General features: G+C 62.4%; 20 protein-coding genes and 2 tRNA genes. 15 read left to right on the plus strand and 7 right to left on the minus strand.

Annotated features, from left to right (window positions below; all coding sequences use genetic code 11):
* Positions 1-65 precede the first annotated feature (65 nt).
* The 3 genes from ahcY (at position 66) to metF (ending at position 3,345) form a co-directional block, all read left to right on the plus strand.
* Positions 66-1,493, plus strand: a complete 1,428-nt coding sequence (ahcY, locus tag DNK49_RS01440; RefSeq protein WP_110522530.1) for an adenosylhomocysteinase — start codon at positions 66-68, stop codon at positions 1,491-1,493.
* Between the two features lie 198 nt (positions 1,494-1,691).
* Positions 1,692-2,525, plus strand: a complete 834-nt coding sequence (locus tag DNK49_RS01445; RefSeq protein WP_110522531.1) for a TlyA family RNA methyltransferase — start codon at positions 1,692-1,694, stop codon at positions 2,523-2,525.
* On the plus strand, positions 2,512-3,345 hold the full coding sequence (metF, locus tag DNK49_RS01450) for a methylenetetrahydrofolate reductase [NAD(P)H] (RefSeq protein WP_110522532.1): 834 nt from the start codon (positions 2,512-2,514) through the stop codon (positions 3,343-3,345). The genes DNK49_RS01445 and metF overlap by 14 nt, the downstream gene beginning before the upstream one ends.
* A gap of 53 nt (positions 3,346-3,398) precedes the next feature.
* Here the strand turns inward: metF and DNK49_RS01455 are convergent, their stop codons facing one another.
* Together DNK49_RS01455 and DNK49_RS01460 are read right to left on the minus strand one after the other, a co-directional pair.
* Positions 3,399-4,310, minus strand: coding sequence for a DMT family transporter (locus tag DNK49_RS01455; RefSeq protein WP_110522533.1), 912 nt, complete (start codon positions 4,308-4,310; stop codon positions 3,399-3,401).
* A gap of 115 nt (positions 4,311-4,425) precedes the next feature.
* Positions 4,426-5,946 carry an MFS transporter gene (locus DNK49_RS01460; protein ID WP_110522534.1) on the minus strand — a complete coding sequence of 507 codons (1,521 nt, stop codon included), beginning with the start codon at positions 5,944-5,946 and terminating at the stop codon, positions 4,426-4,428.
* A gap of 96 nt (positions 5,947-6,042) precedes the next feature.
* Between DNK49_RS01460 and DNK49_RS01465 the strand changes: the two genes are divergently transcribed.
* Positions 6,043-6,936 carry a LysR family transcriptional regulator gene (locus DNK49_RS01465; RefSeq protein ID WP_110522535.1) on the plus strand — a complete coding sequence of 298 codons (894 nt, stop codon included), beginning with the start codon at positions 6,043-6,045 and terminating at the stop codon, positions 6,934-6,936.
* Positions 6,937-7,013: 77 nt separating this feature from the next.
* Here DNK49_RS01465 and DNK49_RS01470 read toward each other — a convergent pair whose 3' ends face one another.
* Positions 7,014-8,510: a helicase HerA-like C-terminal domain-containing protein gene (locus tag DNK49_RS01470; RefSeq protein WP_110522536.1), complete on the minus strand. Its 1,497-nt coding sequence runs from the start codon at positions 8,508-8,510 to the stop codon at positions 7,014-7,016.
* Between the two features lie 144 nt (positions 8,511-8,654).
* Between DNK49_RS01470 and DNK49_RS01475 the strand changes: the two genes are divergently transcribed.
* The 6 genes from DNK49_RS01475 (at position 8,655) to DNK49_RS01500 (ending at position 11,587) form a co-directional block, all read left to right on the plus strand.
* Positions 8,655-9,380: a YebC/PmpR family DNA-binding transcriptional regulator gene (locus DNK49_RS01475; protein WP_110522537.1), complete on the plus strand. Its 726-nt coding sequence runs from the start codon at positions 8,655-8,657 to the stop codon at positions 9,378-9,380.
* 71 nt (positions 9,381-9,451) lie between these two features.
* Positions 9,452-10,333 (plus strand): DMT family transporter, encoded by an 882-nt coding sequence (locus DNK49_RS01480; RefSeq protein ID WP_110522538.1) that lies wholly within the window; start codon positions 9,452-9,454, stop codon positions 10,331-10,333.
* A gap of 36 nt (positions 10,334-10,369) precedes the next feature.
* Positions 10,370-10,687: a heavy metal-binding domain-containing protein gene (locus DNK49_RS01485; RefSeq protein WP_110522539.1), complete on the plus strand. Its 318-nt coding sequence runs from the start codon at positions 10,370-10,372 to the stop codon at positions 10,685-10,687.
* A gap of 2 nt (positions 10,688-10,689) precedes the next feature.
* Positions 10,690-11,250, plus strand: a complete 561-nt coding sequence (gene ruvC, locus DNK49_RS01490) for a crossover junction endodeoxyribonuclease RuvC (protein ID WP_110522956.1) — start codon at positions 10,690-10,692, stop codon at positions 11,248-11,250.
* Between the two features lie 101 nt (positions 11,251-11,351).
* Positions 11,352-11,427, plus strand: a tRNA-Lys gene (locus DNK49_RS01495).
* Between the two features lie 85 nt (positions 11,428-11,512).
* Positions 11,513-11,587: transfer RNA gene (locus tag DNK49_RS01500), tRNA-Thr, on the plus strand.
* Positions 11,588-11,591: 4 nt separating this feature from the next.
* Here the strand turns inward: DNK49_RS01500 and DNK49_RS24930 are convergent.
* The gene (locus tag DNK49_RS24930) at positions 11,592-11,813 is read right to left on the minus strand and encodes a cysteine-rich CWC family protein (protein WP_306441416.1); all 222 of its coding nucleotides are present in this window, start codon (positions 11,811-11,813) and stop codon (positions 11,592-11,594) included.
* Between the two features lie 100 nt (positions 11,814-11,913).
* Here DNK49_RS24930 and DNK49_RS01510 point away from each other — a divergent pair, with 100 nt between their 5' ends.
* From DNK49_RS01510 to DNK49_RS01530, 5 genes are all read left to right on the plus strand, one after another.
* Positions 11,914-12,333 (plus strand): Hsp20/alpha crystallin family protein, encoded by a 420-nt coding sequence (locus DNK49_RS01510; protein ID WP_110522541.1) that lies wholly within the window; start codon positions 11,914-11,916, stop codon positions 12,331-12,333.
* 125 nt (positions 12,334-12,458) lie between these two features.
* Positions 12,459-13,361: an acetylglutamate kinase gene (gene argB, locus DNK49_RS01515; RefSeq protein ID WP_110522542.1), complete on the plus strand. Its 903-nt coding sequence runs from the start codon at positions 12,459-12,461 to the stop codon at positions 13,359-13,361.
* 13 nt (positions 13,362-13,374) lie between these two features.
* Positions 13,375-13,677 carry a nucleotidyltransferase domain-containing protein gene (locus DNK49_RS01520; protein ID WP_110522543.1) on the plus strand — a complete coding sequence of 101 codons (303 nt, stop codon included), beginning with the start codon at positions 13,375-13,377 and terminating at the stop codon, positions 13,675-13,677.
* The gene (locus DNK49_RS01525) at positions 13,671-14,171 is read left to right on the plus strand and encodes a hypothetical protein (protein WP_110522544.1); all 501 of its coding nucleotides are present in this window, start codon (positions 13,671-13,673) and stop codon (positions 14,169-14,171) included. Before DNK49_RS01520 ends, DNK49_RS01525 begins: the two co-directional genes overlap by 7 nt.
* Positions 14,172-14,174: 3 nt before the next feature.
* Complete coding sequence (locus DNK49_RS01530) at positions 14,175-15,335, plus strand: right-handed parallel beta-helix repeat-containing protein (protein WP_110522545.1); 1,161 nt, start codon at positions 14,175-14,177, stop codon at positions 15,333-15,335.
* Positions 15,336-15,381: 46 nt separating this feature from the next.
* Here the strand turns inward: DNK49_RS01530 and DNK49_RS01535 are convergent, their stop codons facing one another.
* The 3 genes from DNK49_RS01535 to DNK49_RS01545 all read right to left on the minus strand — a co-directional run bounded on the left by DNK49_RS01535 (position 15,382) and on the right by DNK49_RS01545 (position 18,699).
* Positions 15,382-15,891, minus strand: a complete 510-nt coding sequence (locus DNK49_RS01535) for a hypothetical protein (RefSeq protein ID WP_207806857.1) — start codon at positions 15,889-15,891, stop codon at positions 15,382-15,384.
* Positions 15,888-16,193: a nucleotidyltransferase domain-containing protein gene (locus DNK49_RS01540; protein WP_110522546.1), complete on the minus strand. Its 306-nt coding sequence runs from the start codon at positions 16,191-16,193 to the stop codon at positions 15,888-15,890. Before DNK49_RS01540 ends, DNK49_RS01535 begins: the two co-directional genes overlap by 4 nt.
* Positions 16,194-16,260: 67 nt before the next feature.
* Positions 16,261-18,699, minus strand: coding sequence for a hypothetical protein (locus tag DNK49_RS01545; RefSeq protein WP_110522547.1), 2,439 nt, complete (start codon positions 18,697-18,699; stop codon positions 16,261-16,263).
* Positions 18,700-18,708: the final 9 nt, after the last annotated feature.

Raw genomic sequence — 18,708 nt, forward strand, 5'->3', positions numbered from 1 at the left:
GGCACGGGGTGTTCAGGTGAGCCCACCACACCACCCCCTCCCGGCCACACGTTCAAGGAAACGACATGAACTCTGTGGCTGATCAAAGCTTTAGCGACTTCGTCATTGCCGATCTGACCCTTGCCGACTGGGGCCGCAAGGAAATCAAGATTGCTGAAACCGAGATGCCGGGCCTGATGGCGATCCGCGAGGAATACGCCGCCAGCCTGCCGCTGAAGGGCGCACGCATCACCGGCTCGCTGCACATGACGATCCAGACCGCGGTGCTGATCGAGACGCTGACCGCGCTCGGTGCCGAGGTACGCTGGGCCTCGTGCAACATCTTCTCGACCCAGGATCATGCCGCAGCGGCGATTGCCGCTCAGGGTATTCCGGTATTTGCGGTCAAGGGCGAGTCGCTGACCGACTACTGGGATTACACCCACCGCATCTTCGAATGGCCGGCCAATGGTAGTGAGCCGGTGTACTCGAACATGATCCTCGACGATGGCGGCGACGCCACCCTGCTGCTGCATCTCGGCGCCCGCGCAGAAAAGGACCTCTCGGTACTCGCCAAGCCGGGTTCGGAAGAGGAAACCATTCTCTTCGCTGCGATCAAGGCCAAGCTGGCCACCGACCCAACCTGGTACTCCACCCGCCTGACACAGATCAAGGGCGTCACCGAGGAGACCACCACCGGCGTGCATCGTCTGTACCAGATGCACCAGCGTGGCGAACTGAAGTTCCCGGCAATCAACGTCAATGACTCGGTCACCAAGTCCAAGTTCGACAACCTGTATGGCTGCCGCGAGTCCTTGGTTGACGGTATCAAGCGCGCCACCGACGTGATGATCGCAGGCAAGATCGCGGTGGTTTGCGGCTACGGCGACGTCGGCAAGGGCTCGGCCCAGGCCCTGCGTGCGCTCTCGGCCCAGGTGTGGGTCACCGAGATTGACCCGATCTGCGCCCTTCAGGCGGCGATGGAAGGCTACCGTGTGGTCACCATGGAGTACGCGGCCGACAAGGCCGACATCTTCGTGACGACCACCGGTAACTACCATGTGATCACCCATGACCACATGGTCGCGATGAAGAACAATGCCATCGTCTGCAATATCGGCCACTTCGACAACGAGATCGATGTCGCCTCGCTCGAGCAGTACCAGTGGGAGGAGATCAAGCCGCAGGTCGATCACGTCATTTTCCCCGATGGCAAGCGCATCATCCTGCTTGCCAAGGGCCGCCTGGTGAACCTGGGCTGCGGTACCGGCCATCCGTCCTACGTGATGTCGTCGAGTTTCGCCAACCAGACCATCGCGCAAATCGAACTCTACTCCCGGACCGCCGACTACCCGGTGGGCGTCTACACCCTGCCCAAGCACCTGGATGAAAAGGTCGCCCGCCTGCAGTTGAAGACACTCAACGCCCAGTTGTCGGTACTTCGCCCGGAACAAGCCGCCTACATAGGCGTACCGGTCGAAGGCCCGTACAAGAGCGAGCACTACCGCTACTGATCGGTAAGCCGTTCCGCAGCAATGCTGCGGAACGGCTTGCCGGCGGTCTGGACGCAAACGACAATGGATCTGTGACGCTCCCGGGAACGGGCATGCGCGTTACATTCGTGCAGAAGCCCTACAGCCCGCCAGCTACATTAGCCCGCATCATGGCGAGCTGAATCCAAACCGGCAGGCAACAGCAAGGCACCTTCACCCATGTCCATGAACTCCTTCCACCGGCGCCAGAGTCGCCCGGCCACCTCGCCGCCCCCCCCGCCGGCGGTCTCCGACCGGGGCCTGCCACGTGCTGACCAGTTGCTCGTACAGCAAGGACTGGCCGCTTCGCGGACGGCTGCGCGACTGCTGATCGAAGCGGGCCGGGTCAGTGCCGATGGGGCAGTGGTGAGCAAGCCGGCGCAAACGCTGCTGCCATCTGCGGTGATCATTATCCAGGCGGACCCAGGCGACCGCTACGTTTCGCGTGGCGGCCTGAAGCTGGCCGGCGCCCTGACCACCAGCGGCCTGAACCCAAATGGACAAATCTGCCTGGACATCGGCCAATCCACCGGCGGTTTCAGTGACTGCCTGCTGCAAGCCGGCGCGAGCAAGGTTGTCGGGGTCGAGGTCGGTCATGGGCAGTTGCACCCACGTCTTGCCACCGAGCCGCGCTGCCTGACACTGGAGGGCCTCAATGCCCGTCACCTGGTGGCAAGCGACCTTGGCCAGGACTATCCGCCCGGCGGCTTCAAGCTGATCGTCTGCGATGCCAGCTTCATCTCGCTGACCTTGCTGCTACCGCAGTGGCCAGCACTGCTGGCGACCGATGGCGACATCCTGGCCCTGGTGAAACCCCAATTCGAAGTGGGGCCGCGAGGGCTCTCCAAAGGTGGCATCGTGCGCGATGCAAGCCTGTACGTCGACGTCGAACACAAGCTGCGCAGTGCCGCAGCAAACTGCGGGCTGAAGGTTCTGGGCTGGTTCGACTCTCCCATCACCGGCACCGATGGCAACCGCGAATTCTTCATCTGGATGCGACATGCACAACACTGAACTTTCCATCGAATTCTTCCCCCCGCAGACCTCGGAGGGCGCCGAGAAGCTGCGCGGCGTCCGTGCGCAACTTGCCGAGCTCAAGCCCAGTTTCTTCTCGGTCACCTATGGCGCGGGCGGCTCGACCCGTGAGCGCACATTTGCCACCGTCAAGGAAATTGCCGCCAGCGGTTGTGAGGCGGCGCCACACCTGTCGTGCATCGGCTCGACCCGTGACGGTATCCGCGAGATCCTCAACGAATACGCCGAAGCCGGCATCCGCCGCATCGTCGCGCTGCGTGGCGACCTACCCTCCGGCGTAGGCGACCCCGGCGAGTTTCGCTACGCCAACGAACTGGTGGCCTTCATCCGCAGTGAAACCGGCAACCGCTTCCGCATCGAAGTCGCCGCCTACCCCGAGTGGCACCCGCAGGCCCGGAGTCCGCGTGACGACCTGCTTGCCTTCAAACGCAAGGCCGACGCCGGCGCAGACTCCGCGATCACCCAGTACTTCTACAATCTGGATGCCTATCTGCACTTTGTTGACGAGGTTCGCGCCATGGGTGTGGACATCCCGATCGTACCCGGCATCATGCCCATTGCCAGCTTCTCCAAACTCGCCCGCTTCTCCGACGCCTGCGGCGCGGAGATTCCGCGCTGGATGCGCAAGAAATTCGAGGCCTACGGTGACGATGCCGACTCGATCCGCGCTTTCGGTCTGGATGTGGTTACCGAGATGTGCGAAAAGCTGCTGGCAGCCGGCGTACCTGGCCTGCACTTTTACAGCATGAACCAGGCTGCGCTGACCACCGAGATCTGCAAGCGCCTGAAACTGGCCTGATCACTCACCTGCATGCCGGTCCGCCATGCACCTGCGGCCGACCGGCATGCTGTTCAGCCCGCCCGCTGCCGTGCCATCACCACGACCCCGGCGATGACCATCGCCGTCCCGGCCATCTGCGCGACACCGATGGCCTCATCCAGCAGCAACCAACCCAGAAACAGCGTGATCACCGGCCCCAATGTGCCCGTGAGCGACACCGGCCCGGCCCCCAGACGACGAATCGCCTCGGACACCATCCACACCGGCCCTACCGTACTGAACACCGCCATGGCCAGCGCCAATCCGTGAACCTGCCAGGGCTGATCCAGCGCCGCCAGCGGACGCATCACGAAGAACTGCGCGAGGCTGAAGGCACAGGCGAAGGTACTGGCATAGGCAGTCACCCGCGCCGACCCCAGCCGGCCGACGACCTGGCCGTTACCCATCAGGTAAAGCGCGTAACTGAGCGCACTACCGAACACCAAGATACAGCCCAGCAGCACGTCACTCAGTTCGCCAGACACTTTCAGATCGTGCCCCACCGCCAGGCCGATGCCCAGATAGGACAGACCCAGCGCCAGCAGCATCCGGCGGGTGATGGGTTTGCCGAGAAACAGCGCCGACAACACGATGACCAGGGTCGGATACAGGAACAGGATCAGGCGCTCAAGCGCCGCGGTGATGTAGGCCAGACCAAGAAAATCCAGATAACTCGCCAGGTAATAGCCAAAGATGCCAAGTGCCGCCATCGCACCCCAGTCTCGCCCGGACAAAGGCAAGGCGGCATGACGCGCGGCCACCACCCCCATCACCAGGAAAAAAGGCAAGGAGAACGCCATGCGCAGGGCGAGCAGGGTTTCTGCGTCCACCCCATGACGATAGGCGAGCTTGACCAGGATGGCCTTGAACGAGAAGCCTACCGCCCCGATCAGCGCGAATACCAGGCCGATCGCCGCCGCCCTGCCTGCTGCCTGCCCCGTCATGACGCCACCCCGAATATGTACCGAACCCGCGATTAAGCCAGCGGATGCTGCAGGGCACAAGCATCAATATGGACTCGCCCCTCCAGTACGCTGCCTGCAACCGCAGCGTTGTACGTCAGCGCAAGGTACGCTGCACCAAGGCCACGATGGCGACCACCACGCACACCGCCGCCATGCCGAGCAGGATCTCCCCCGTCGCCTGCGTCACCGCCACCTGATGCAACAGGGGCGCACCGACTTCCGGCGCCGACTGCTTCAGGGCGCTCTGCGCCAGTTGGGTCCCCTGGTGAAACTGCAGCACCGCAACACCGGTTCCGAGCGCATTGACGATCTCACGGACGATATTCTTGAAGGCGTAGGCGTGGGCGAAATCCTCGGTCGGCATATCGACAAAGGTCATCATCGCCACCTGCAGCAACACCAGTACCGGCATCGCCCCCTGCAGCAGGATCGCCGGCAGCACCGCTGCAGCACCTGCCCCGGGGCGGGCCGCCAGACTCATCAGCACAAAGGCCGCAGCAAGCCCGACATAGCCCAGCGCAATGTAGCGGCGTTTGCGCATCAGCCGCGGCAGCAGCAGGTGAAAGACGACCACCGCAAACAAGGTCACCGCCGCACCAAGTGACAGCAGACCGCCGACCTTCGCCAGATCAAAGCCCAGCCCCTGAACCAGGAAGGCCGGAATCAGGAAATTCCAGTACCCGGAAATCAGGTAAAACAAGGCATAGAAGCCCAGACCAACCAGATAACGCCGGCTGAGCAGGCGACCAGGATCGAGCCACGGGTCGGGATGCCGGCGAAAGCGCCGCATCATGACGGCAATCAGGATCGAGCCAGCCACTGCATACAGCAACAGGGCGGGGAGATCGCTCAAGGTCATGAAACGCAGATGCTCGAGCGCATGCAACAACAACAGCGCACCCGCCGCGAATGCAAGCACGCCCGGCCAGTCAAGCCGGCCAATCGACCTTGCCGGCCGGTGCTCCACACGCGGATACAGCCATAGCACCAGCGGCAGCATGGGCAAGGCAAAACCCGCCTGCAGCAGGAACAACATGTTCCAGCCATGGTGCGAGATCAACCAGCCCGCCAGCCAGGGCGACAGCGCCACCAAGGCGAAATTGGCCAGCCCGAAGCCCCAGAACAGCGACAATCGCTCCTGTGGCTGCGATGAGTACTGGGCCAGGATGCGCGAAGCTGCAAACAAACCACCACCGCCCAAGCCCTGTACGGCCCGTGCCAGACTCAACTGCAACAAGGTGTCCGCCATCGCACACGCAACCGACCCCAGCACGAACAGCGCCAGGCTGACCAGCGTGAAACGGCGATAACTGATGCGCCCGGCAAGCTGTACCAGCACCAGATTGGCCACCACCGCGGCAACCGCGTAGCTGGTCAAGGCCCACAGGAAGTCGCGCGGCGCCACCCCCAGCCCACCCTGCACCTGCACACCCGCCATCGCAATCAGGATGGTTGCAACAAAATCCAGCCCTGCCACCAAGCCCAGCACCGCGCCAAAGGCGTACACACGAAACGCCCCGAACTCGGGGTGCGCAGACAGCAGCGCCACCCGCGCACCAGAAGCCTCCACGCGGGTGGTCTGCTCGGAAACGCTGGAAGGGGATGAATTAGACATGGCACACACGGTACATTGTGCACTCAAGCGGATAAATAGCGTTCAATGAACACTTTATCCATATAAACAAACAATAAACATCATTTGAGCGCTCCAATGCCATCGAAGAACTGGAACGACTGGTACGCCTTCGCCGCCGTTGCCCGCTGTGGCAGCTTCACACGGGCCGCCGGGCAACTCGATTTGCCGAAGTCGTCGGTCAGCAACGCAGTTGCCCGCCTCGAGCGCGAACTGGGGCAACGCTTGATCGAGCGCAGCACACGCCGCCTGGCGCTGACCGAGCAGGGTGAACGACTGCTGGCGCAGATCGCGCCACTGTTCGAACGCCTGGACGCGCTTGCTGACGAGGCCGGGCAGGCGCGTGACGAGCCGCAGGGCGTGTTACGCATCGCAACCCCCTACGAGTTTGGCGCGCTACAACTGGGCGAGGTGATCAACGAGGTCATCGCCCGCCACCCAAAACTGCGCATCGAACTGGATGTGCGCGTGCTTGGCAGCGAAACCGTGGGCGCCGGCTATGACGTGATCTTCTTTGCCACCGGCGAGGCCCTGCCGGACTCGGAGCGAGTGGTACGCCGCGTCTATAGCGTGGCGCGCGGTCTGTACGCCACGCCGGCCCTGCTGCACAAGTTTGGTCGTCCAGCCGGCATCGAGGACCTTAAAACCTGGCCCTGCCTGACCATGCCGGGCGAAACCTGGTGGCGCTTCCATGGCCCGGATGGCCGCGCTCATGCCATTCAGCCAAGTGGGCCACTGAGTACCTCCAACGCTGCGCTACGTCTGCAAGCAGCACTGGCGGGTCATGGCGCAGTCATGCTATCGAGTACCTACTGCCGACGCGAGGTCGAGTCCGGTCGGCTGCAGGCCTTGCTCACCGAATACATCCCGCACCCGTTGAAGATCTATGCGCATCTGCCCGGGCGCAGTCTTGTACCGGCGCGAACCCGTGTGTTCATGGATGCGATCGATCGTGTCCTGAACGGCGAATGAATGCGGCCAATACGAAAGCCAGGCAGGCCCAAGGACGCCAAACCAGCCTTCAGCCGATGAAGCGCAACCGATGAGGCTCAACGCTTGCCGCCCAACAAGGACCCGAGCAAACCACGCACGATCTGCCGCCCAATGCTACTGCCAACGGTGCGCGTCACAGTCTTTGCCGCAATCTGCACCAGACCGTCACGCTGCGCCCCGCGCGGTCCGGTGGAGCCAAACAGAAAATCACTGAGCCCTCCTCCGGCCGCACCGGCGCTGGCAGGCGATACCTGGGCAGGTTGCGCCATTCGCGCTTCGGACTGAGCCCTGAGCATCTCATATGCGGACTCACGATCAACTGCCGCCTCGTAGTGGCCGAACAGCACCGAAGCCTGGATCGCCGCGCGGCGCTCAGCGTCGGTCAACGGCCCCAGGCGTGATGCCGGCGCGACGACAAAGGCCCGCTCGACGACCTCCGGCCGCCCCTTCTCATCCAGGAAGGACACCAAGGCCTCCCCCACTCCCAGCTCGGTGATCGCGGCCACCGCATCGAAAGCCGGGTTGGCACGCATGGTATCGGCCGCAGTCTTCACCGCCTTCTGATCACGGGGCGTGAACGCACGCAAGGCATGCTGCACCCGGTTGCCCAGCTGGCCCAACACGGTGTCGGGCACGTCGAGCGGGTTCTGAGTGACAAAGTAGACACCCACGCCCTTGGAACGGATCAACCTCACCACCTGCTCGACCTTTTCCACCAGTGCCTTGGGCGCATCGGCAAACAGCAGATGGGCTTCGTCGAAGAAGAACACCATCTTCGGCTTGTCCAGATCACCAACCTCGGGCAACTGCTCGAAAAGCTCCGCCAGCAACCACAACAGGAAGGTGGAGTACAGCTTGGGCGAGTTATACAGCCGATCCGCTGCCAGTACATTGATGACCCCACGGCCATCCGCATCGGTCTGCATCAGGTCATTGATGTCGAGCATCGGCTCGCCGAAGAACACGTCCCCGCCCTGTTGCTCGAGCGCGAGCAGATTACGCTGGATCGCACCAATGGAGGCCGCCGACACATTGCCATATTCGGTGGTAAAGGTCCTGGCGTTTTCGCCGACGTGCTGGACCATGGCGCGCAGATCCTTGAGATCGAGCAGCAGCAGACCGTTGTCGTCTGCGACCTTGAACACCAGTTGCAGGACGCCGGCCTGGGTGTCGTTGAGGTTGAGCAGGCGGGCCAGCAGCATCGGCCCCATGTCGGAGATCGTCGCCCGCACGGGATGCCCGGCTTCGCCGAACACATCCCAGAACACGGTGGTATTGGCTCGCGGCAAGAATTCATGGATACCGATCGCCGCCAGACGCTGCATCAACTTATCGGAGGCCACGCCCGCCGCACCGACACCCGAGAGGTCGCCCTTGACGTCGGCCATGAACACCGGGACACCGATACTGGCGAACGCTTCCGCCATCTTCTGCAGTGTCACCGTCTTGCCGGTACCGGTGGCGCCGGTGATCAGGCCATGGCGATTGGCAAGCCGGGGCAGCAGGGTGATGTCCTTGTCTTGGGTCTTGGCGATCAGCAGGGGTTCGGCCATGGTTCTCTCCGGGAAAGTCGGCGGTAGCGCTTGAGGATGTGCGCAATCTTACCCCAGCTCTCCGCCACCCCCAGCAAGCCGCCAACGCCGGCCCCCTGTATAATGCATCGATCTTCAATCGCACATGCTGCATCAGGGGTTTATATGGCGGGTCATTCCAAATGGGCCAACATCCAGCACCGCAAAGGCCGTCAGGACGCCAAGCGGGGCAAGGTCTTCACCAAGCTGATCAAGGAAATCACGGTCGCAGCCCGCATGGGCGGAGGCGACATCAGCGCCAATCCGCGCCTGCGCCTGGCCATCGACAAGGCCAAGGGCGAATCCATGCCCAAGGACAACATCGAGAACGCGATCAAGCGCGGCACCGGCCAGCTGGAAGGCGTGACCTATGAAGAAGCCCGTTACGAAGGCTACGGCATCGCTGGTGCAGCCGTCATCGTCGACTGCCTGACCGACAACAAGACCCGCACCGTAGCCGATGTCCGCCACGCCTTTTCCAAGTACGGCGGCAACATGGGCACCGATGGCTGTGTGGCCTTTCAGTTCAAGCACTGCGGCCAGCTGATGTTCGCCCCGGGCACCAACGAGGACGCGCTGATGGAAGCCGCGCTCGAGGCCGGTGCAGAAGACGTCGTCACCAATGACGACGGCTCCATCGAAGTGATCACCGGCCCGTGGGAGTTCACCGCGGTCAAGGAGACACTGGAGAAAGCCGGCTTCACTGCCGAGTTTGGCGAAGTGTCGATGAAGGCGCAGAACGAAACCGAACTCTCTGGTGACGACGCCGTTCGCATGCAGAAGCTGCTCGACGCGCTCGAGTCGCTGGACGACGTGCAAGAGGTCTACACCTCTGCGGTGCTCGACGAGTAAGGCCTGCGCATCGCGGCGACACAGGCGGCGCACTGCGCCGCCTTTTTTCTTGGACAAGCCCGCTTACACACATGCATGCCCCATCCCCTGCCCAGCGCATCATGCCGCTGCTCTTCGTCGTGTTGTGGAGCACCGGATTCATCGGCGCCAAGTTCGGTCTGCCCTATGCCGAACCCTTGACCTTTCTCGCCACCCGCTACGTGCTGGTCATCCTGCTGATGGCGATGCTGGCGCTGGCCATGCGCGCGCCCTGGCCACAGAGCGGGCGCGAATGGCTACACATTGGGGTCACCGGTGTCCTGGTGCAGGCGCTGTATCTGGGCGGCGTGTTCGTCGCCATTCATCGCGGGCTGCCGGCCGGCGTCACCGCACTGGTCGTTGGCATGCAGCCGCTGTTGACCGCAGTGGGCGCCGGCCTGCTGCTGGGCGAGCGGGTCAGCATCAAGCAGTGGGGAGGCCTCGCACTGGGCTTCTTCGGCGTCACGCTGGTCGTCAGCAACAAGGTGGCCATTGACGGCGTCGCACCGGACGCGCTCGGCTACATGCTGGCGCCAGCGCTGGCCGCACTGATCGGCATTACCGCCGGCACGCTGTACCAGAAACGCTTCTGCCCGCGCTTTGACCTGCGTACCGGCTCGGTGGTGCAGTTTGTGCCCACACTGATCCTGACCGCGCTGATCGCCAGCCAGACCGAGACCATGGCCATCGAGTGGAGCGGCGATTTCATCTTCGCCCTATTGTGGCTGGTGGTGGTACTGTCGCTGGGGGCGATCAGCCTGCTCAACCTGCTGATCCGCAGTGGCAGTGCCGTCAATGTCGCCAGCCTGTTCTACCTGACACCGCCCACCACCGCGCTGATTGCCTGGGCGATGTTCGGCGAAACCCTGACCGGCATGGCGCTTGCCGGCATGGCGGTCGCAGTCGCCGGCGTCTGGCTGGCGCGCAAGGCCTGATAGCATCCGAACCCAACGCCCTACAGGAGATCGATCATGCTGATGAGCACCACCCCTACACTGGAAGGCCGTCCCATCCAGCACTATTACGGCGTCGTCGCGGGTGAGGCCATCATCGGCGCCAATATCTTCAAGGATCTGTTTGCCTCGATCCGCAACGTGGTTGGCGGCCGGGCCGGCGCTTACGAGCGCACCCTGGCCGATGCCCGCGAGACCGCCCTGAAGGAGATGGCCGAGCAAGCGGCCAAGCTGGGTGCCAACGCGGTCGTCGGCATCGATGTCGATTACGAGGTACTGGGTCAGGATAATGGCATGCTGATGGTGTGCGCCAGCGGCACGGCGGTGCGAGTCTGAGCGTGACGGGCCCCACGGGCTGCGCATCGCGCACCGTTGCCACCCGCATCCTGGGGCTGGACCCCGGCCTGCGGATCACGGGCTTCGGACTGATCGACGTGCTCGGCAGCCAGTTGCGTTATGTTGCCAGCGGCTGCATCAAGACCCGGGACGGAGAACTGCCAGGCCGCCTGAAGGTGCTGCTCGATGGCGTGCGCGAAGTCATCACCACCTATGCACCCGACCTGGTTGCGGTCGAAAAGGTGTTTGTCAACGTCAACCCCCAATCCACCCTGCTGCTGGGGCAGGCGCGCGGCGCCGTGATCTGCGGCGCCGTGTCCTGCGACCTGCCGGTGGCTGAGTACACCGCGCTGCAGGTCAAGCAATCGGTGGTCGGCCACGGCAAGGCCGCCAAGGAACAGGTGCAGCACATGGTTCAGCGCCTGCTGTTGCTGGACGCCAGCCCCAGCCCGGATGCAGCCGACGCACTGGCTTGCGCCATCTGTCATGCACATGGCAGTCAGGGGCTCGGTGCCATTGCGGGCATCGGCACCCGTCGCCGCGCCGGGCGCATCCAGGCCTGATGAAGTTTTTTTGACGTAGCGCTTGCACAGCCCCGCCCGATTGGCTATTATGCGCGCCTCTCGACGAGACATTGTCTTGGCGGGGCCGGTAAAACGGCATCGGGGGTATAGCTCAGTTGGTAGAGCAGTTGACTCTTAATCAATTGGTCCTAGGTTCGAGTCCTAGTGCCCCCACCAGAATTCAATTAAAAGGCCAATCACGCCGATTGGCCTTTTTTTGTCAGGATGGTGCATTTCACGCTGTCCTCGCATCGACCGGTTCGCCCATGTAGCTCAGTGGTAGAGCACTCCCTTGGTAAGGGAGAGGCCACGTGTTCAATCCACGTCATGGGCACCACCCCTCACTGCTGAATCGCCTGCGCCTGCGCAATCAACTCGGCGAGGCAGGTCGGGCAAAAGCACCCGGCCCCAGCATCAGGCACCGCAAATGCCGGCGGGTATGCTGCACACCAGCACACCTTGTCGCCTGCACGCATTCCACAACTGAAGCTCGCACCACAACGCGGACAGGTGTCACCCTCAACGGGGCTTGCGCTTGCTGCGTTTCCGTTTGCCATAGCCATTTTCTCCCCTGCAAAAGCCACTTGAAAACCCTGCCTTCGCACCTATATTCGTGTTGAGGCCGGACATCACCGGCGCCCATGATGACAAGGAGAGCGAGAAATGAGCAACCTGACCCGTCGTGATCCCCTGGATGATTTCTTCCGTGGCTTCTTTGTCCGTCCGGTCGAATTCGGCTCGAACGGTAACACCGAATCGCCGCAAATGCGGGTAGACGTCAAGGAAAACGCGGAAGGCTATGAAGTCCACGCGGAACTGCCCGGCATGAAGAAAGAAGACATTCACGTCCATATCGATGGCCCGGTGGTGTCGATCAGCGCCGAACGCAAGCAGGAAAAGGAAATCAAGGAAGGTGAACGCGTGCTACGCACCGAGCGCTATTTCGGCAAGGTATCGCGCAGCTTCCAGCTTGGCCAGGACATCGACGAAGGCCGCGCCGCCGCCCGCTTCAACGATGGCGTGCTTGAGCTGACGCTGCCCAAGAAGGCCGAAGCCCAGGCCAAGCGCCTGACCATCGCCTGACACCCTTGCCGCCGGTGGCTGGCGGCGGCACACCGAAACACCCTGAAGCGGAAGACACCGGGTCTTCCGCTTTTTGTTTACATCTGCCGCCACTACAATCGCAACATCGTTAGCGGAGAAACCCGATGTCCGAAGTCACCAGCCCCGATTCCGTCACCCCCGCGCGCAAGGCCGAGATCCTTGCCGAAGCCCTGCCGTACATCAAGCGCTTCTTCGACAAGACCATCGTCATCAAGTACGGCGGCAATGCGATGACCGACCCCCACCTGAAAGACTGCTTCGCCCGCGATGTCGTCCTGCTCAAGCTGGTCGGCCTGAACCCGGTCGTGGTGCACGGCGGCGGCCCGCAGATCGAGACCCTGCTCTCCCGCGTTGGCAAGAAAGGGGAATTCATCCAGGGCATGCGGGTGACCGATGCCGAGACCATGGAAGTGGTCGAGATGGTGCTGGGCGGCCAGGTCAACAAGGAAATCGTCAATCTGATCAACCAGGCCGGTGGCAAGGCCGTTGGCCTGACCGGCAAGGACGCCAGCTTCATCCGCGCCAAAAAGCTGCTGATGCAGAAGCTTGACGCGCCGGCGGGCGACCTGATCGATGTCGGCCAGGTTGGCGAGATCACCAGCATCGACCCCAGCCTGATCGCCTTCCTGGACAAGGGCGACTTCATCCCGGTAATCGCGCCCATCGGCGTCGGCGAGGATGGTGAAACCTACAATATCAACGCCGACGTCGTCGCCGGCAAGCTGGCCGAAATCCTCAAGGCCGAAAAGCTGGTGCTGCTGACCAACACGCCCGGCGTGCTCGACAAGGCCGGCAACCTGCTCACCGGCCTGACCCCGCGCCAGATCGACGATCTGGTTGCAGACGGCACCCTGTCCGGCGGCATGCTGCCCAAGATCGGCTCGGCACTCGACGCGGCACGCAACGGCGTGAAGTCGGTGCACATCATCGACGGCCGGGTCGAGCACTGCCTGCTGCTGGAAATCCTCACCGACCACGGGGTGGGGACAATGATCAAGAGCAAGTAAGCGCCTACCAACAATGCGTATTTCACCGTTCGAGACCCGAACCATCCTTCAGACAGCCCGTCGTGAATTTGGCGAGCAGGTAGAGGTCTGGCTGTTCGGGTCTCGGACAGACGACGCACGACACGGCGGCGACCTGGATCTGATGGTGATTGTCAGCCATCCCGTACCCAATAAAGCGGAACAAGCCGCCAGGTTTGCCGCATCTTTGCAGTGGCAACTCGGGGATCAGAAGATCGACGTCATCATTGATGATGGCGAAAGCCTTATGCCGGTTCATCGCGCGGCAAGGCAGGCAGGAATGCCACTTCGATGTTGAATCATGTACCCGAAGCTCTCCCCGCCTTTGCCCATACCTGGCGCATCGTGCTCAAGGAAGCAGAACTGCTCCGTCGAACCCGTGACCGCCTGTTTCAGCAGACGATCGATGCCGCATGGGTCTCAACACTGGACGGCAACGATGCGCTGGGTGAGCAAGTCGAAGCCTTTGCCGCGCGTTACAGCAGACTACAGGATACGATCGGGGACAAACTGCTACCTCGCCTGCTCGAGCTTGTCGGACAACACAGCCGAACGCTGATCGACACCCTCAATCAGGCAGAACGACTCGGCCTGCTACCCGATGCCCGGGAATGGCTGACATGGAGAAACCTGCGCAACAGTTTAATCCATGAGTACGTTGAGGATCCAAGGCTCTTCGCCGACGCGCTGAACGCAGCAAACCGCTTTTCAAGCGGCCTGCTTGCCGTCGTTGCAGCCATAGCGCATTGGCTGGAAACACTGCATCTGCCGCCCGACGTCATCGACATCTGACTCATGCAAGTCCGTACCCGGCTGATCTCCCGAGCGCTTGCAGCCGTTCTGCTGATTGGAACCGGGCTCAGCACAGTCAGTGCCGCAGTCATCACCGTCGGCCCAGACGAGGCCATCCGCCACCTATCGGACGCAGCGCGTATCGCCAGGGACGGTGACATCGTGTTGATCAAGGCAGGCACTTACCGTGGAGATGTCGCCGTCTGGCAACAGAAGAAGCTCGAAATCCGCGGCGTAGGGGGTCGCCCAGTACTGGTCGCAGACGGAATGCATGCAGAAGGCAAGGCCATCTGGGTGTTTCGCGACGGCGAGTTCGAGGTGGACAACATCGAGTTCCGCGGCACCCGGGTGCCTGATGGCAACGGTGCCGGCATCCGCTTCGAGCGCGGCCGCCTGACCGTACGCAATTGCGTGTTCGATGACAATCAGAACGGTCTCCTGACCGCCAACTTCGAGGATACCGAACTCCACATTCACGACAGTGTGTTCAGCAACGCACCGCGCAATGGCAACCAACTGGCTCACCTGCTGTACGTTGGCCGCATTGGACAGGTGACGATCGAAGGCTCCCGCTTCCATAACGGCTTTGAGGGACACCTGATCAAATCGCGCGCCCGGCGCAGCGACATTCGCTACAACCTGATCGTGGACGGCCCCGGCGGTGAGGCCTCATACGAGATCGATCTGCCAAACGGTGGCGACGCCTCGCTGGTGGGCAACGTCATTGGCCAGAGTGCAAGCAGTCAGAATCCGGTCATGGTGGCGTATGGTGCGGAAGGGCCGATCTGGCCAGGAAGCCGACTGCGGATGGCGCACAATACGCTCATCCATACCGGTTGGCGCCCTGCCTGGTTTGTACGCGCCTGGCCAGACAAACTCCCCCCCGACACACCGATCATCACCCGCAACAATCTGCACGCGGGCCTGGGCATCTTCACCACCACCCTGCCAGGCGATCATGCTGGCAACCTCGCACTGCCCGTCAGCCTGCTGTCTCCCGACATACTGGACTTCACCGGCCCCTTTGGCTCAATCACCCGCAGGTTCAGTGTCGCGCTGGAAGGGACGCCTGAAGAAGACCTGCGCCCCACGGCAGCTTTCGCCTTCCCCGTCGGCACCTCGCCCCGCGCGCCATCGACCTCACCCACGCCTGGGGCTTTCTAGCACACCAGGCCGGTGCACCAGGACTGACTCCGGGCAGTCACTCCCCCTACTGAGCACCAATCGCTGCCAGTTCCAGCCCAGGATGGGCTACAACAAGCTTTGCGTACAAACGCAGAAGCAGCTGGCAAAGCTCGTCTGCCGCACCAAGAGCAAGATTCAAATTTGCTGCATTCCGCTCTGGATCATCCGGGTAGTCATGCGTGAAGCGGTTCCGGACCTCCCTCAAATACTGCCAATGCTCAACGCTGTCGAGAAACCCCAATTGCTCAAGGCGATTGAGCTTATCCAACATTGGACGGGTCTCGAAAGGCTCCTCCAGATAGTCGAGTAGTGATGGCAGCAACCTGGCACCGAGCACATCCTGCAACTTGCTGAACCGGAGAATAAACTGATCGACGTCCCGGATCTGGTCATCGGTCAAGGCCAGGAACCGGGCTTCATCAAACGGTGACAGCGAGGCCAGTGCCCTCATCGCGTTGCGCATGTGATGTACATGCCGCTCAGCCTGACGCCAGGCATCTTGCAGACGCAGAGTCGAAACAGGTAGCGCGTTCATAGCCGGACTCCCGTCGCTTTCGCGATGCTGAAGATGGGCGGGCGATGCCGTCTGGACGGATAATCAACCAACAAGTCGATACGCTGCTCTCCAATCCTGCGTTTCAGTCTGGACAGGAAATCCACTTCTGCTCTGACAAGATCCTTAACGGACTCATCCGCAGTCACCAGGTACAGATCGATATCCCCACCGCGCTTCGTATCATCGACGCGCGACCCAAATAGCCGGAGTTCAACGTACGGACCAAACACCTCCGCCGCCGTGCGACGTATCGCATCCACCTGCGCCTCGGTCAGCCTCATCCTGCGCACTCCTGTTCATCCAAGGCCATGAAGACTGGCCATGCAATGCTCAACAACATACACCCACCTATCGGCGATCAGGCGCCCTCAGCCCCATCGCCACAAACATCAGCAGTAAAGCGAACACGGTCAATCTCGGCGCATCCACCAGGCTATCGAAAGCGCCGACGATGAAAAAACCCAACAGCCCACCCGCAAGCGGCGGCCCGAGCGGATGCGCGGCACCTCCGCCAGCCGCGACGCGCAACAGTGCCATGCCAGATAGCAGGCTGAACGCCAGCAAGCCCAGCCACCCCTGCTCTACAAAGTAGTGCAGCCAGAGGTTTTTTGCATGCCACGGCAGGTGATGACGGTCGCTGCTGAAAAACCAGAAATCACTGGCAGCCTCGAAACTGCCATTGTCGAGACGCTCACGCCCACTTGCATCGGCCAGGCTGAGATCATCAATCTCGACCAGACGCCCCCTGCTGGCATTTGCCACCGAGAACATCGTCAGCTTCGGCAACCATCCGCCGTCGTGTCCCAGGTCCCGGCGGTCGAGCACAAACTCAAACCTTTGCCAGGCAGGCCCACCCACCACCTTGAACTCATGCCCGGTGCACTCGTTGGCGTAAAGCAGATGCTTTCGGCACACCTCAAGATGAACAGCGGCATCGCCTTCTGGCGCACGCGCATTCAGGCTGACCAGCAAGGGGGGCTCGATAGCCGGTGAAACCCGCTGCGAAACCCGGTACAGCTCACCAAATCCGAGCACATGGCGTGGCCCACCGAGACGCAGGAAGTGTTGCCCGTCCTCGCGCACCACATGATGGCTACCCGGAAACTGACCGTCAGGTACCCGCCAGAAGTACCGCTCGGCAAACTGCCCCACGCCCACCCCTGTCAGCGCCTCCCTGTCCCCCTGAGGCAAGGAAGCCGCCAGTGACCAGTGCTGGAAACGCATCTCCAGATCCTCAGCCACGGTTTCGAAGCGCTTGCCCACGTAATAGGTATTGAATGTCACCACAATCAGCGCCACCGCCCCCAGAACGAGCAAAACCGGCACCCCGGACTGGACATCCGGTCGCCAGCAGTACTGCGGTCGGACGCGGACGAGCAACAGCGGGCCAAACAGCACGCCCACGCCAAGCGCACCCGCCAGGCCTCCACTACCTTCGGACCAATACCAGGTCACCAGAACAGCGTTGAAGCCCATCCAGAGCACACTACCGAACGCCAGGCGTGCCGCCTGAGTGGCCCACCGCTCGCCCAACCCCAGCAGCAACACCATCCAGAAGCACACGACACTGACGCCATAAGCCAGGTAGACGCCCTTCGGCACCCACTGCATCGCAAGGATGCTCAACAAGCAGGCGACACCTGCGACAAGTGCAGCCCAAAGCAGATCGCGACGCTCCAGCAGGATCATCAGGGGCCCGGCGGCAAACACCGCAAGCGCCAGCCCCAGCATGGCGGCCAGGCCGCGATACCCGCCCGTCTGAAACACCGCACTCATCGCAAGCACACAGCCGGCGGCAAACCCGCTCCACCCCAACGCAGCGCGGAGCGGGATACGGACGCCCTCCTGTCGCACCGCGGCCCGGAGCATCAGTGCCAGGGTCAATGCACCGCCCGCGGCAGCGCCAAGATAAAGCCCGCGGGAGAACGTCGTGAATGCCGCGTAAGCGACGACCCCCAGGATGCACAGCAAGGCCCCCAGACGAATCGGGTCGCGTTCGCGCAAGACTGCCCACAGCACGAAAGGCACGCCCAGTGCCAGCCAGCCATCCAGGGTGGCCCCACCGACATTCATTTCCCAGAACAGGGCAGTGGTGCGGTAATCGGACGCAAAATCGCTCAAGCCGGTGAACACCCACCGTTCCCAGACCGCCCCGAGCGATACCAGCAACACACCCAGCAGCACGCCACTCAACAGCATCCGCAACGCTTGTCCTGGCGCCTCGCGCATTGCCTGAACCAACAGCGGCAACAACAACACCGACAACAGCATGCCTTTGGCCAGCCGCACACCATTCAGCGGGCCATAGCCCACCAGCAAGGAAGGGTCAGTCCAGACCGACCACGCAGGCCACCAGTCGGTCGAGACCAGATAACTCGCGGACAGCAGCAGCAGGGCAATCAGGGACAAGGCACCGATCGCCCACTGACGCGGCTCCAGCGCCACACTCGCCCGCGAGCCCGCCGCACTCGCCCACAGCCCCCGGACGCCATGGGCGAGCAGGGCGGCAAACACCAAAGCGTCGCTTTCAGTCAGGTAGATCGCGCCGGTCCAGGCGGCCAGATCGATGACCGGCGACAATCCGGGTATCAGCAGCAGCCAGGCATACCGATGCGCCAGCATGGGCACGCAAAAAGCGCATGTCAGAAGAGCCGACCAACCGAGCCCCAGCGGATGTGTAGCAATGAACACACCCAGCCCGGACACGCCCGACATCAACAGCAGCGCCGCCCCACAGCGGTTGGCAGCCGCCCCCAGGGGCGATGCCTTCTTCTTGTCGCTGAGCATCCGTCTCAC

The sequence above is a fragment of the Parazoarcus communis SWub3 = DSM 12120 genome, from assembly GCF_003226565.1.
Taxonomy (GTDB): Bacteria; Pseudomonadota; Gammaproteobacteria; order Burkholderiales; family Rhodocyclaceae; genus Parazoarcus; species Parazoarcus communis.